This is a genomic window from Haloplanus sp. C73 (assembly GCF_051195115.1).
Classification (GTDB): domain Archaea; phylum Halobacteriota; class Halobacteria; order Halobacteriales; family Haloferacaceae; genus Haloplanus.
Genome location: NZ_JBNTJZ010000001.1, coordinates 562,864 through 576,286, shown reverse-complemented (window position 1 = coordinate 576,286; position 13,423 = coordinate 562,864). Strand labels below are relative to the sequence as shown.

Genomic DNA, 13,423 nt, shown 5'->3' with positions numbered 1-13,423 from the left:
AGAGCGCTACCCGAACTTGCCGGTGATGTAGTCCTCGACGCGCTGACTCTCGGGATTCTCGAAGATTTTCTCGGTGTCGTCGAACTCGACGAGTTCGCCGCCGGTGAGGAAGACGGCCGTCTTGTTCGAGATGCGTGCCGCCTGCTGCATGTTGTGGGTGACGATGACCACCGTGTACTCCTCGGCGAGTTCGGAGATGAGGTCTTCAATCTGCGAGGTGGCGACGGGGTCGAGCGCCGACGCCGGCTCGTCCATCAGGATGACCTCGGGGTCGGGGGCGATGGCGCGGGCGATACAGAGTCGCTGTTGTTGCCCGCCCGAGAGTTCGAGACCGGACTGGTCGAGTTGGTGGCTCACCTCGTCCCACAGCGCCGCTCGCTTCAGGGACTGCTCGACGATTTCGTCGTAGTCGCCCTCCTTGTCCTGAATCTCGAGGCCGTAGGCCACGTTGTCGTAGATGCTCTTGGGGAAGGGGTTCGGCGACTGAAACACCATCCCGACGCGGCGCCGAAGCGCCACGGGGTCGACGTCGTCGTCGTAGACGTTTTTCCCGCGGAGATGCAGGTCACCCTCGACGCGCGCGGCGTCGATGAGGTCGTTCATCCGGTTGATACACCGGAGGAACGTGGACTTGCCACAGCCGGAGGGACCTATCATCGCCGTCACCTGATTCTCGGGAATGTCGAGGGTGATGTCCTGTAGCGCCTGTTCGTCGTTGTACCAGACGTTGATGTTCTCCGCACTGACGACGGTGTTCGTGTGGCCCGTCGAGCCGGACGACGCGACGCTCGTGCTCACGTCGGTCTGGGCGCGCATGTCGTCGGTGGTCGGGTCGTCAGTCGATTCGTCGGCCGCGTACTCTGTGTTATCAGTCATTGTAGGGTCTCACTTGTCGGTCTGGTATTTGTTGCGCAGCACGATTGCGACGGAGTTCATGCTGAGCAGGACGACGAGCAACACGACGACGCCGGCAGGCACGGCCGCCTGATAGAAAGGTTCGCTGGCGAAGAGACTCGCCCAAGCGTACACCTGCAGGGGCATCGCGCTCACTTTCGAGGAGAGACTCGTGGGGAGCGAGAAGAGGACGTTCGGGGCGCCAATCATGATGAGCGGCGCCGTCTCGCCGATGGCCCGGCCGAGAGCGAGAATCGTCCCCGTCAGAATACCGGGGAACGCCCGCGGCAGCACGACGTTCTTGATGGTCTGCCATCGGGTCGCGCCCATGCCGTAGGAGGCCTCCCGCATCGAGTCGGGGACGCTCCGGAGCGCCTCCCGAGAGGAGATGATGACGATGGGCAGGATGAGCAACGCGAGCGTCGCGCCGCCGATTAGCACGGTTCCGGTCGGCTGGCCGAGATACGTGACGAACACGCCCAGTCCGAGCAGTCCGTAGACGACGGAGGGGACGCCCGCGAGATTCGAGATGTTGACGTCGATAAAGCGGGTGAGGCGGTTGTCCGGGGCGTACTCCTCCAGATACACGGCGGCGCCGACACCGAGCGGGAACGAGAGCGCGGCGACGGTGACCATCAGCAGAATCGAGCCGCCGATGGCGGGGTAGAGCCCCGCGTCGGCGGCGGTCCCGCTGTGGGCGCTGGTGAGGAACTGCCAGTCGACCCACGACTGCGGGCCGGCGAAGCCGGCGGCGTCGGCGACGGCCGCCCCGCCGAACGCGCCGAGGAGGACGACGCCGGCGAGGGCGAGTCCGGGCCGGCGTGCCGGATGGCGGCGGACGAGGCCGACGGCGTAGCCCGCGGTGGGGACGACGGCGACGGCCAGCAACACCGTCGCGGGCACGGCCCCGATTCCGAGGAGTGGGCCGAGGACGCTCCCGGTTCCGATGGCGGCGACGCCGGCCAGAACGGCCAGCGCGCGCCCCCGTCGCTCCGCCTCGTGAGCGGCGTACCGGCCGACGACGAGCGCAACCGGGGCGCCGAGCGAGAGCGTCAGCAGGATGTCGTCGGTCGGATAGACGGGAAGCGACTGGACGAGGTTCGGGACGACGAGGAGCGAACCGACGATGACCGCGCCCGCGCCCACGAACCGGGCGGTGAAGGGGAGTTGTCGGTCGAAGCGCTCGATGGCGACGACGCCCCCGAGCGCGAGACAGAGCGCGAGGACGTAACTGAACCAGACCACGGCGGGGACGATGTCGACGAATATCATCGCCGCGCCGGCGCCGAACATGGCGCTGACCGCGAGCATGCCGACGACGCTCGCCCCGAAGCGGAAGGATGCGGGGTCGGTGCGGAACAGGTAGCCACTCACCGCGAGCGTGGGGAGAACGAGCGTCAGGAAGAACGTGAGATGCCAGCCGGGGTCGGCGGTCAGCGGCTGAATCGCGTCGTTGGCGACGTAAATCAGGAGGACCGTCAGGGCGACGATGCCGAACAGCGTCGCCGCGAGCAGGAGATACCGGAAGACGGTGCCGACGGTCCGACTGACCTGCCCGAAGTTCTCGATGACGTCGTTTTGTGTCGCCATGTCAGTACTCCTCCCGGTAGCGTTGTGCGACGAGGTCGCTGATGACGTTCATGACGAGTGTGATGACGAAGAGAGTGAGGCCGATAGCAAAGAGACTCCGGTAGGCGATGCCGCCGCCGGTGACGTCGCCGGTCAGGAGGTTCACCATCGCAGCCGTCATCGGAAGCGCGCCTTCGAGATACGCCGCGGGGTTCAGCGGGTTGAGGAGGTTGGCCTGTGAGCCGGCGGCGACGGTGACGGCCATCGTCTCGCCGATGGCTCGCGACAGCGCGAGGATAAAGGAAGAGAAGATGCCGGAGAGGGAGGCGGGGACGACGATGCCGACGGAGACGTCGAACTTCGTCGCGCCCATCCCGTAGCCCGCTTGTCGGAGCGAGTCGGGGACGGCGGACATCGCGTCCTCGCTAATCGACGCGACCATCGGAATTATCATGATGCCGACGACGATGCTCGCCGAGAGCATGTTGAACGTGCCGAGTCCGGGGATAATCGTCCGGAGCGCGGGCGTGATGTAGACGACAGCGAAGAAACCGTAGACGACCGTCGGGACGCCGGCCAGCACTTCGAGCGCCGGCTTGAGAACGCGTTGGGCGCGCGGACTGGCGTACTCGCTGAGATAGATTGCGGTGGCGACGCCGAGGGGGATGGCGACGACGGCCGAGCCGATGGTGATGGCGAGCGTCGCCGACACCAGCGGGAGGACGCCGAACTGCTCGTTGTTGATGACCCACTCGGTTCCCGTGAGGAAGTCGACGACGGAGGCAGTCGGGCCTTCGATGCCCATCAGCGGCGCGGTGATGGTGAAGAACTTCGCCGCTTCGGTGGTCAGCATGAGGATGATGCTGATGGTGGTGACGATGGACAGTACCGCGCACAGGAAGAAAAATGAGCGAGTCAGAAGCTCCTGCGGCGCGTTTTCCGTTCGGCGGGTGAGGTCCCGTTGGATGTCGTCCGTGCTCATCTACTGGGTTCGGATTTTCGGTTGGGGCGAAAAAACTCTTCGTTCGGTCGTCGCTAGCCCTGCGCTTCCTCGATGGCCGCTTCGAGCGCGTCCATCGCTTCCTGCTGGTCCGAATCGCTCAGGGGGACGTAGCCGACTTCGTTGGCGACGATATCCTGACTGGTGGCGTTCTCGAGCCAGTAGCGAGCGAACTCGGCGACGTGTTCCTCGGCGAGCGAGGACTGCTTGACGTAGGTGAACAGCGGTCGGGAGAGGGGGGTGTACTCGCCCGCGCGAGCGGTTTCGAGCGACGGTTCGACACAGCCGTCGCCGTCGTCGACGCCGAGGGCCTTCACGCGGTCCTGATTCTGGGAGTAGTAGGCGAAGCCGAGATACCCCATGGCGTACTGCGAGCCGTCGACGCCCTGAATGATGGTTCGGTCCTGTTCGGTCGCGGAGTAATCCTGTCGGTGGCCCGGACCCTCCTCGCCGATGATGGCCTCGATGAAGTAGTCGTACGTCCCGGAGGCGTCGGTGGGGCCGTAGAGTTCGAGCGGTTCGTCGGGCCAGTCGGAGTTCACGTCGCTCCACGTCGACGGCGACTCCTCGGCCGACCAGATTTGGCGGAGTTCCTCGACGGTGATGCAGTCGAGCCAGTCGGCGTCGTTGTTGACGACGACCGTCAGCGCGTCCGTCGCGACGGTGAGTTCGACTGGCGTGACGTCGTTTTCGGAACACGCCTGCTCCTCCTCGGGCTGGATGGGGCGCGAGGCGTTGTTGAAGTCGGTGCGACCGGGGCAGAAGTGATTGGCGAAGCCACCGCCGGACCCGGTCGACTGGATGTTGATGTTGACTCCCGAGTGGTCGGTCTGGAAGCGCTCGGCCATCGCCGTCGCCAGCGGGAACACCGTCGAACTCCCCGCGATGTCGATGGTGCCGGAGAGACCGTCGCCGCTGCCGTTTCCATCGGAGCCACTCTGCGTGCAGCCAGCGAGTCCGACTGCGCCGACCGTTCCGGCCGACGCGAGAAACGTTCGGCGCGACACACGTCCACTCGTGGATTGCTTCGTCATCACCCGTGGATGGCCGACTGGAACGTAAGTACCCTACTATGATTTCTATATAGATATTGGAATGGGATGCGATAACGAGCGCCACGATACAGTAGAATTGGCAGTAGGGGTACTGAAAGAGCAATAAAACAGCTATGTATCGATATAAAGGGTTCTTCCGCCCCCAATCCGAGATTCACTCCTCTCGGGTTTAAGAGGCTCTATATTGCTGTTATATCCCGTCTGACCGGTTCGTTCGGTGTCCTACCCGAAGCAACGTAGCGGCAGAGGTATATAGATATGCGAGGTTTTATTTTAGCGACTTCACTGTCTCCGAGTATGGTCGAAACCCGAAAGGTGCAGGTGACGGGCGGGTCGACGTACACGGTGTCGATTCCGAAGGACTGGGCGACCGACAACGGCGTGTCGGCGGGCAGTGAGGTGGCGTTCTATCCAGAGGGTGACTCCCTGTTCATGACCCCCCGGACCGAAGACGAGCGGACCGAGGGAACGCTCGACGTGGGTGACCTCTCCGGCGAGGAACTCATCCGCGCCGTGATGACCATGTACGTCAGCGGATTCGACATCATTGCCCTCGAAAGCGCACGCATCACGACCGACCAGCGACGGACCATCCGACAGGCCACCCAGAGTCTCGTCGGGCTCGAAGTGCTGGAGGAGACGCGTGACCGCGTGGTGATTCGTGACCTGCTCGACTCCTCGGAGCTGTCCATCAACAACGCCGTCACCCGAATGCGTCTCATCGCGCTGTCGATGCTCGAAGACGCCGTGACGTCGCTCGTCGAGCGAGACGAGGACCTCGCGCGCGACGTGATTCAGCGCGACGACGACGTCGACCGCCTGTGGATGGTCGTCTCGCGCATCTTCCGGTCGACGCTTCGGAGCCCGCGGGCCGCCGAGGAACTCGGCGTCTCCCGCGAGGTGTGTTTCGACTACCAGTCCGCGGCTCGACAGCTCGAACGCATTGCCGACCACGCGACCAAGATTGCCCACCTCTCGCTCAACGTCGACGAATCGCTCCCGGCCGACGTGGCCGACGCACTCGAAGACCTGCACGACGACGCCGCGGCCGTCGTCGACGGGGCGATGGAGGCGCTCTTCCTCGACGACAGCGACGACGCCACCCGCCGGGCCAACGAGGCCCGCGAGTCGGTACAGGGCATCGACAGCCACGCCCGCTCTATCGACGAACTCCTCCGCGAACTCGACCCGACACGGGCGCAACTGCTGGGGCTGGTCGTCGACTCGCTGTCACGAAGCGCCGACTACGGCGGTAACATCGCGGAGACGGCGCTCCAGAAGGCAGCGCCGACACCGTAGAAGGAACCGTTCCCGCTCAGTCCAGCAGGACCGCGTTGACCTGACCGCTCTGACCCGGTCGGGAGGTGACGCGAGCGCGCCCCTCGCTCGTCTCGATGATGGCGCCTTTCGTGATGATGTTCCGTCGGACGTAGTTGATGTTCGACGGGTTCTCGGTCACGTTCTCGATTTCGGCCTCGACCGTCTCCCCACCGTCGGCGACGTGAGCGACGTTCGTGGCGAGGGCGCGGGTCTTCGTCTCGTTACCACGGGCGTCGATAGTCTGGAAGCGGGGCTCGCCGAGCGTCGTCTCGGCGGGCTGGCGTCCGAGCTGGTACCGCTTCTTGTTTCGGAAGGGCCGGAGGCGGCCCCCAGTGCGCTTCCGCGTGGAGCGTCCCTGGTCTTTCATACGGCTAGCCAGTCCAAGGAGGTACTTGAGACTGTCGAACGTGGGCCGGTAGGGCGGTCGTCACGCCCCGGACACGACAGGATTTAGTGGACCGGTCGCCCGATTCTGGTCCATGAGTCTCGAGGTGGCCGTGGCCGCACCCTTCCGCGACCGGGGGCGTGACCGCCTCGGCGAGGGCGAGTTCGTCGTCGCGCTATCGCTGGACCGGGACTGGTTCACGCCCGACCAGGCCAAGCGCCTCGTCGACGTCGCCGTCGGACGGGGGCTCCTCTCCCGCGACGACGACGAACTCGTCGCTGCCTTCGACCCGGCCAGCGTCACCATCCCCGACGGGTTCGTCCCCGACGAGTCCGTCCTCCGCGAGCAGTCGACGTTCGAGCGCGTCCTCTCGGCGCTCGTCGACGCCGGCGTCGAGAAACAGCAGGCCGTCGCCGACATCAACGAACACCAGCGAGCGCTCGGGATCACCATCGAAGCCGCGGCGATTCTCTACGCACGTCAGCGGGGCGTCGGCGTCGGCGACGCCGCCGACCGCGCGCTCGCCGACCTCACCGACGGCGATTCCTGACGTTGACGGTGCCGGAGCGCGTATCCCACCCATGGTCACGACCGAACTCGACGACGGCGTTCGTATCGCCCAACTGCTCGCCTCCGAACTCGTCGGCCACGAGGGGCGACTCGACCCCGTGACGGTCACCGACGCCGACCCCGATGTCGAACCGACGGCAGACGGCGCGATGGCCTACCGCGTTCGCGTCGCCGACGAGCGTCTCGCGACGGTGTTCGTCCACCCCGACCGCGCCCGCATCGAATTCGAGCGAGGGGCGGACGCAACTCTCGACGCCGCTCGCGAGGCGGGACTTCGCGTCCGACCCAAGGCCGTCGACCCGCCGCGAACGGTCGTCTTCATCGAGAACGGTGCCGAGGTAAAGCGGGCGCTCCGCGTCGTCGAAGCCGCCGTTTAGCGCTCGGCGAGAATCGTCGGCAGATGCGTCGGCAGGTTCGGCCGGTCGACGTGAGCGATAGCCGACGGCGTGCGCTCCGGGCCGCCGGAGTAACACACCTGCACCGCGTCGATGCCGGCGTCAGTCGCGCCCTCCACGTCCGCCGTCACGTCGTCGCCGACGAACACCGTCTCACCGGCCTCGCTTCCGAGTTCGTCGAGGAGCGTCTCGAAGGCCGCCCGATTCGGCTTGCCGGCCGACAGCTCTCCCGTCACCAGCGCGACGTCGAACACGTCGGTCCAGCCGAGCGCGTCGAGTTTCGACCGCTGGGCGACGACCGGTCCGTTCGTCAGGAGGCCGAGTCGGTACTCCTCGCGGAGCGTCGCCAACATCGATTCGACGCCCGGGACGGGTTCGAGGGCGGCGTTCACCCGCTCGCGGTACGCCCGCGCCAGCGCCGCGGGGTCGGCCTCCGTCCCCGCGAGCAGTCGCTCGAAGACGGGTTCTCGGCTCTCGGCCGTCAGATTGTCGGCGTGAGCGTCGAGATACGCCTGTCGCGACCGCTGGGGTGCGCCCACCGCATCGAGCGCTTCACGAAGCAGCGTCTCGCGGTCGGTGCGCGTGACCGCCAGCGTGTCGTCGAGGTCGAACGCGACCGCGGCGGTGTTCATACCCTCAGTAGACGCTCCCCGAGTATGAGGGTGCCGTCTTCTCCATCGACCACGACGCTCTTTGTGTCTCGCGCTGGATGGGTGGCCATGACGCTCGACCCGGTCCACGTCGACGGGATTGCCGACCTCGCGGGCTATCTCGCGACCCGCGTCGACGACACCGACCACGACGACCTGGCGCAGGTGGCGTTCGAGGAGTGGCTCGACCCGCTCCGCGTCGACGGGCGGCCGGTGGTCGAACCCCTCGGCGACCGGCGCCTTCGCTCGGTCCCCGTCGACGACGTCGCGCTCGTCGACGACCCCTATCCGACCGTCCACGGCCTCGATTCGGGCACCATCAACCCGACCACGTTCAAGAACGGGCTGGTGCTCGACGTGGCCCACGCCGCGATGGCCGCCGACCCCTCCGACCTCGACCTCCATCGCGCCCGGAGTCTGGTGACGACGGTCCACGCCAACGACCCGACGCTTGCCCTCGACTCCGAGTGGGTCAAGCGAGACGAGGGTTATCTCCGCCGGAAGGTGCTTCACGCCCCGCGCGTCAACCGCTACGCCGAGGGCGTCGTCCACGCCCTCGCGCTCTATCTCGCCGAGAGTTCGCACGCCCTCGAACACGCACACGCCGTCGACGACTGTCTCGTCCTCGACGGCCCGCTGTACCCGAAGGAACTCCTCAACTGGCAGGACCGCGACGCCGAACTCGGCGCGCTGACGACGGAGGCCAAACCCCGAGCCATCGTCGAAAACTACGTCCGACTCGTCGAGCGACTGCTGGACCGGGACGTCGCCCTCGCGGGGTTCGTCAAGAACCCCTCGCCGAAACTCATCACGCGGACGCTCCGACAGAAAGGCGTCGACGCGCCGTGGGTCGACGACACCGCCTTCTTCACCCGACTCTTGGAGCCGACCGACGGCGACGACCACCGACTCACCTTCACCAACTGGTTCTACTCGCGAGGCGGGTCGGACCGCACCCTCGCCGCCGACGGCGACGCACTCGGTGTCGACCGCGAGCGCGACCCTGCCGACTACGAAGTGACGTTTTTCGTCGTCTACGACCCCCGCGAAGACCTGTGCTATCGGGTGGAGGCGCCGGCCGGCCTGACGCGAGACGAGGCGTCGCGCGACCGACTCACGCGTCAGATACTGCGCGACGTCGCGGTGTCGCGCGGGCCGCCACCGGTGGTGGAGCGAGCCGACGCCCTCGCACGCATCGGCGTCGACGAGAAGACGGCGCTCAGACGGAAGTTCGAGGAGCGACTCGACTCGGATTTCGTCCGCACCTACGACGACGTGCGCTGGGAGGGTGAGTTCTAGTCGATTGGGTCGGCCTTCTCGACTTCGATATCGACCGTCGCCTCCGGGACGCCGACCCGTGCGAACTGGGTTCGGAGATGCTCTTTCGCCGCCGCAATCGCCTGTTCGCGGGTGTCGAACCCGCGCGGCATCGGGGACTCGAAGGCAATCTGAATCTCGCGGCCGTCGATTTGGGTCGTCGACCCGCCGCTCTGCACCTCGTAAAATTCGTCACACACCCACACGTAGGCGGCGTCTTCGTCCGGCGCTCCCTGAAACGAGGGGGCGTTCTCCCCCCGTTCGTACACGGTTCCGGTGAGCGTCGTGCCGCCGCCGTTGCCCCGGATGAGTAGCATTGGCTCGGGTACGTGTGGGAGACGTAAAAGGTGCGTGTGCCGGGCTCGGCCCCGAGCGTCGGCGTCCGACTCAGTTGCCCTGTCCGTCGTTGCCGGTACTCTTGCTCGGTCCACCGGGACAGTTCACGACGTACGACTGTGTCGCGACGGAGACGCTGACCCCCTGTCCCGTGGCTTCGAGGAGTTCGATGTTCAGGCTGTCCGCACCGGAGACGTTCCCCGTCGGAGGCTTCACCTGCATCCGAGCTGCATCGCCGGGTTCGTACGGGCCGAGGAACGTGAGTTGCGTCGAGTCGCCGGGAGCGAGTTGGGTGCCCGGTCCTCGCACCCCGACGCGGACGTAACCGCCGACGGCCGTGACGTCCACCTCGATACGCTCGATGGTCGTATTGCCGACGAACTGATTCCGAACGAGGACGTTGTTGCCCACGCCACAGCCGAGACTGTCGTCGAACGCGAGATAGGCGTCCTCGTCCTCGACGACGGATACCGAGACGTTCCGGTCGGCATCGACCGAACTGTACCCTCCGACGCCGAAGGACATGCTCGCCACTACGCAGAGGGCAAGCACCACGGTCAGGCGCCGGAGGTATCGGCTCATTGCTCGATTTCCGGCGGTTCACCCTCCGTTCCGAGTCGCATCCCCCGCGTGTAGTAGGTGTGGACCAGCGCCAGTACCGAGATGGCGGCGACGGTAAACACCGCACACGCCACGTCGCTCAGGCCTGCAAACGGCGGCAGGCCGAGTGCGTGCCCGAGCATCACCGACCCCGTCAGTCCACCGACGCCGAGGTAGTAGAGGCTCCACGGAACGTCGTGGCCCTCGACGACTTCCAGATACACGTCGACGCTGTCGGCCTCGTCGGTGAGTTCTACCTCGCCGGCGCGGCGGTCGAAAATCACTAAATTCAGTTCCTCCATCTTCGGCAGGTGGAACTGTTGGAGCGACGTATAGACGTTCTTTCGCGCGTCCGCACCCACGGCCGCGACGTCGATACCGTTCTCCCAAGCCGCGACGTGTTCGGCGAGTGTACCGAGCGCCGCCTTCGCGCCGTTTCGCCGCAGATAGTGAATGGCGAACCGGCGGCGACGGTTACTCAGCACCTCGTACACGTCGTCTCGTGCCAGACTCATCCCTTTGAGGTCCCCCCGTCCATTGCAAGTGCATCTCATGCCGGTATCCCACATAAGTAAGCGCCACCGACCGGGTTCGATGGCTGTGTTAGAAGGTCGAGAAAGCACCGCTTGAACCGGCGGTAATCAGTCATTACCGGGGTTCAACCGGGCTTCGAATCGCTTCGGACACCCGTTGTACTCCCTTCAATCGGCTCACTACAAACGGGGTAGGGGTTCAGGGGTGAGATGTGCTCCAGACGGGGCACGTGAACGACTATGCAACGACGAAAGTTCATCGCTGGTGTGGGATCGCTGGTCGCCGGCGCGGCGGCCGCAACTGGTACAGGTGCGTTTACGAGTGTCACCGCGGACCGTGGCCTCGACGTGACCATCGAAGACGACAACTCCGCGATGCTCGGGCTCGGCCCGGCGCCCGGGAACAGCAATCATCCCAACGCCGCCTACCTGACGAGTGACGGTAGCAGTGGGGAAATCGACATCGACGTCTCGAACGTCAACACGGACGCGGAGACGTGGATCGACAGCCTCTTCCAGATTACCAACAACGGCACGCAGGACATCTGGGTCTGGTTCACGCTCACCGGCAACGGCTTCAAAACGCAGGTGTACTTCTACCCCGACGACGACCGGAGTGAGACCCTGACGACGTACGGCAGCAACGGCGGTGCGGTTTCGTCACAGGGTGCCTCCCGAGTTGCCCAGAAGATTCCGACCGGACAGTCTGTCACGGTCGGGATGTTCCTGGACGTCGAGGACGGCATGATGGGTTCGAAGTTCGGTAACGGCGAGCTTCGAATCCACGCCGTCACCGACTCGAACGACGTTCCCTCTAACTTCACTGCAGAAAGCAGCACGAGCGGCACGTAGACCTTCCAAACGAGGGTTCAGAAATGAAACGAAGAGTCTTCATCGCTGGGTTGGGAGCGATTACTGGTATTGGGGGCGCCACTCTGGGAACGGGTGCCTTCACTGCCACCACGGCGGACCGACAGCTGTCGGTCGAAATCGCTCGCGACAGCGACGCACTGCTGACGCTCACAGAGCTGGGTGATGGGGGTCGAAGTGTCGAAGACGGTGGCGAAGTCAAGTTTCGCTTCCCCAGCATGAGCGAGCGGGCTGCCGACCCCGACCTCGGGCTCGGTACCGATTCGGTCTACGAGTTCGACCAAGACGTCGACGAAATCGGAGCGAGCAACCCGGTGATGGGACTCCTCCGTATCGAAAATCAGGGAACACAACCGGTCGAGGTCTACTCGAACGACGTGTCGAACTCCGGGCTGGAGTTCGAGTTGTATGACGTGACCGACTCCAGCCGGACAGCCCTACGAGACAGCCCGATTGTGCTGAATGTCGGCCAATCGGTCGATGTCGGTGTCCGAATCACGACCCACGGTGTGGCCATCGGCAGCTTCCAAGAGACCATCCAGATAATCGCACAAGCGGTCTGACGGCATTCCCCCACGACGGTCTTTTTCGGCGGTTCGACTCCGCCGGTGGGCTTTCGAGTCGACGAATGAGACGAGATGTCGCCCTGCTCGTAGCCCTCACACTCGCGGGAGCGACAGCCATCTCCACGGGTGCGACGCCGCTCGCGACGGACGGCGTAACTGACGACATACACCTCTCGCCAGCGAGCGACTACGCCTATCTCGACGCCGACGGCGAACTCACTATCGACGTCTCGGCGTCGAATCCGGCGCTCGATGCCGACGGCGTCAACGACGACGGACTGACGAATCTCGGCGACGTGTTCCGGGTTCGCTACGACGGTGAGGAGCGCGCGAGAGTGTGGTTTACGGCCGACTCCGACGCAGTGACGTTTCTTGCGGACGGGCGACCGGTTCAGTCGAAGACGAACGCCGTCGTCCTCGGTTCGAACGAGTCCGAGACGGTCGGACTCGCTATCGACGCGCGGGAGTTCGACGGCCGAATCGACGCGTTCGAGGTTCACGCGACGGTCACCGACTCGGAGCGAGTTGGAGCGACGCAGGCCGAGAGTTCCGATACCGAGGGCGACGGCGGTGACCCATCTATCCGCATCGGGCGCCCGGCCGCCGACCGCCGTCTGGTGATGGCCTCCGACGTCTCGACCAGCGAGACGGTCGCGGTGCAGTTCGACGGATTGGTGGTCAACGAGACGGACGGGCGCACGCTCACGCTCGAGGAACTGCGTGTACGTCGAACGGGGACCGGGAATCTGGGCTTCGACGTCGAGGCGGGGGTGCCGGCCGACGCCGATATCGATGAGGCGCGCGTCCTCGGAGCAGTGCGAGTCACACCCACGGTCGGCGGCGATACCGTCGATAGCGCTGTCTTCCGCTTCGGCGTTGCTGGGGTGAACGCCAGCACGGAGAGACTGACAGTCTACCGGTACAGCGGAAACGAGTCGAGTCGGCTCGCCGTCGAGAAACTGGACGATGGACGGGCCGTGTCTGCCGAGTCGACGGGGTTCTCGACGTTCGTCGTCGCCGTCGAACGGACGGGCCGGGCTACCGAGACGACGACCCGTGTCGACGAGGAGCGGGATGCCGACGCCGAGACGAGTGTCGATTCGAGCGATCCGGTGCCGGCGGACGACTCGGCCGCGGACATCGAGCGCTCAGCGGTCGACTCTCACGGCGTCAACCGCGAATCTGCAGGAGCCGGGTCGCCTTCGACGACCGCTCTCGGGGCAATATTCGATGCGATATCGGTTGGGCGGCTGGCGACCGCGCCGGAGTTAGTCTCGGTTTGGTGGTGTTCGGATGGAGGGGTGTCCGTGGTCGCTGAAGCGTCCAACCATTTTTATCGGATTGACACGTCCACTCGATGACC

The 13,423-nt window shown here is 65.3% G+C and carries 16 protein-coding genes; 7 read left to right on the top strand and 9 right to left on the bottom strand.

Features of this window, described 5'->3' with window-relative positions:
* Positions 1-6: 6 nt before the first annotated feature.
* From pstB to ACQUSQ_RS03015, 4 genes are read right to left on the bottom strand one after another with little or no spacing between them, the layout of a single operon-like run.
* Positions 7-876 (bottom strand): phosphate ABC transporter ATP-binding protein PstB, encoded by an 870-nt coding sequence (gene pstB / locus ACQUSQ_RS03030; RefSeq protein ID WP_435067024.1) that lies wholly within the window; start codon positions 874-876, stop codon positions 7-9.
* A 9-nt stretch (positions 877-885) separates the two neighbouring features.
* Entirely contained in the window at positions 886-2,484 is a 1,599-nt protein-coding gene (pstA, locus tag ACQUSQ_RS03025) for a phosphate ABC transporter permease PstA (protein WP_435067023.1), read from the bottom strand.
* Position 2,485: 1 nt separating this feature from the next.
* Positions 2,486-3,445 carry a phosphate ABC transporter permease subunit PstC gene (pstC, locus tag ACQUSQ_RS03020; RefSeq protein ID WP_435067022.1) on the bottom strand — a complete coding sequence of 320 codons (960 nt, stop codon included), beginning with the start codon at positions 3,443-3,445 and terminating at the stop codon, positions 2,486-2,488.
* Between the two features lie 53 nt (positions 3,446-3,498).
* Positions 3,499-4,497 carry a PstS family phosphate ABC transporter substrate-binding protein gene (locus ACQUSQ_RS03015; RefSeq protein WP_435067021.1) on the bottom strand — a complete coding sequence of 333 codons (999 nt, stop codon included), beginning with the start codon at positions 4,495-4,497 and terminating at the stop codon, positions 3,499-3,501.
* 318 nt (positions 4,498-4,815) lie between these two features.
* On the opposite strand from ACQUSQ_RS03015, the gene ACQUSQ_RS03010 reads away from it, so the two are divergent.
* Complete coding sequence (locus ACQUSQ_RS03010; protein ID WP_435067020.1) at positions 4,816-5,817, top strand: PhoU domain-containing protein; 1,002 nt, start codon at positions 4,816-4,818, stop codon at positions 5,815-5,817.
* A 16-nt stretch (positions 5,818-5,833) separates the two neighbouring features.
* Here the strand turns inward: ACQUSQ_RS03010 and ACQUSQ_RS03005 are convergent, their stop codons facing one another.
* A complete protein-coding gene (locus ACQUSQ_RS03005) occupies positions 5,834-6,205 on the bottom strand; it encodes a 30S ribosomal protein S8e (RefSeq protein ID WP_435067019.1) in 372 nt (123 codons plus the stop codon).
* 112 nt (positions 6,206-6,317) lie between these two features.
* Here ACQUSQ_RS03005 and ACQUSQ_RS03000 point away from each other — a divergent pair, with 112 nt between their 5' ends.
* Together ACQUSQ_RS03000 and ACQUSQ_RS02995 are read left to right on the top strand one after the other, a co-directional pair.
* On the top strand, positions 6,318-6,773 hold the full coding sequence (locus ACQUSQ_RS03000; RefSeq protein WP_435067018.1) for a DUF2240 family protein: 456 nt from the start codon (positions 6,318-6,320) through the stop codon (positions 6,771-6,773).
* A gap of 31 nt (positions 6,774-6,804) precedes the next feature.
* Positions 6,805-7,170 carry a hypothetical protein gene (locus ACQUSQ_RS02995; protein WP_435067017.1) on the top strand — a complete coding sequence of 122 codons (366 nt, stop codon included), beginning with the start codon at positions 6,805-6,807 and terminating at the stop codon, positions 7,168-7,170.
* On the opposite strand, the gene ACQUSQ_RS02990 is transcribed toward ACQUSQ_RS02995, so the two are convergent.
* A complete protein-coding gene (locus ACQUSQ_RS02990; RefSeq protein ID WP_435067016.1) occupies positions 7,167-7,820 on the bottom strand; it encodes an HAD family hydrolase in 654 nt (217 codons plus the stop codon). The two genes, ACQUSQ_RS02995 and ACQUSQ_RS02990, sit on opposite strands and share 4 nt — an antisense overlap.
* An 87-nt stretch (positions 7,821-7,907) precedes the next feature.
* Between ACQUSQ_RS02990 and ACQUSQ_RS02985 the strand changes: the two genes are divergently transcribed.
* The gene (locus tag ACQUSQ_RS02985) at positions 7,908-9,137 is read left to right on the top strand and encodes a DNA double-strand break repair nuclease NurA (RefSeq protein ID WP_435067015.1); all 1,230 of its coding nucleotides are present in this window, start codon (positions 7,908-7,910) and stop codon (positions 9,135-9,137) included.
* Here ACQUSQ_RS02985 and ACQUSQ_RS02980 read toward each other — a convergent pair.
* The 3 genes from ACQUSQ_RS02980 to ACQUSQ_RS02970 all read right to left on the bottom strand — a co-directional run bounded on the left by ACQUSQ_RS02980 (position 9,134) and on the right by ACQUSQ_RS02970 (position 10,606).
* Complete coding sequence (locus tag ACQUSQ_RS02980; RefSeq protein WP_435067014.1) at positions 9,134-9,472, bottom strand: DUF7113 family protein; 339 nt, start codon at positions 9,470-9,472, stop codon at positions 9,134-9,136. The two genes, ACQUSQ_RS02985 and ACQUSQ_RS02980, sit on opposite strands and share 4 nt — an antisense overlap.
* A 70-nt stretch (positions 9,473-9,542) precedes the next feature.
* Positions 9,543-10,073, bottom strand: a complete 531-nt coding sequence (locus tag ACQUSQ_RS02975; protein WP_435067013.1) for a hypothetical protein — start codon at positions 10,071-10,073, stop codon at positions 9,543-9,545.
* Positions 10,070-10,606 (bottom strand): DUF7344 domain-containing protein, encoded by a 537-nt coding sequence (locus ACQUSQ_RS02970; RefSeq protein WP_435067012.1) that lies wholly within the window; start codon positions 10,604-10,606, stop codon positions 10,070-10,072. The genes ACQUSQ_RS02975 and ACQUSQ_RS02970 overlap by 4 nt, the downstream gene beginning before the upstream one ends.
* 285 nt (positions 10,607-10,891) lie before the next feature.
* Here ACQUSQ_RS02970 and ACQUSQ_RS02965 point away from each other — a divergent pair, with 285 nt between their 5' ends.
* The 3 genes from ACQUSQ_RS02965 (at position 10,892) to ACQUSQ_RS02955 (ending at position 13,421) form a co-directional block, all read left to right on the top strand.
* Complete coding sequence (locus ACQUSQ_RS02965) at positions 10,892-11,476, top strand: hypothetical protein (RefSeq protein ID WP_435067011.1); 585 nt, start codon at positions 10,892-10,894, stop codon at positions 11,474-11,476.
* Positions 11,477-11,499: 23 nt separating this feature from the next.
* On the top strand, positions 11,500-12,057 hold the full coding sequence (locus ACQUSQ_RS02960; protein WP_435067010.1) for a hypothetical protein: 558 nt from the start codon (positions 11,500-11,502) through the stop codon (positions 12,055-12,057).
* 65 nt (positions 12,058-12,122) lie between these two features.
* Entirely contained in the window at positions 12,123-13,421 is a 1,299-nt protein-coding gene (locus ACQUSQ_RS02955) for a DUF1102 domain-containing protein (RefSeq protein ID WP_435067009.1), read from the top strand.
* Positions 13,422-13,423 lie beyond the last annotated feature (2 nt).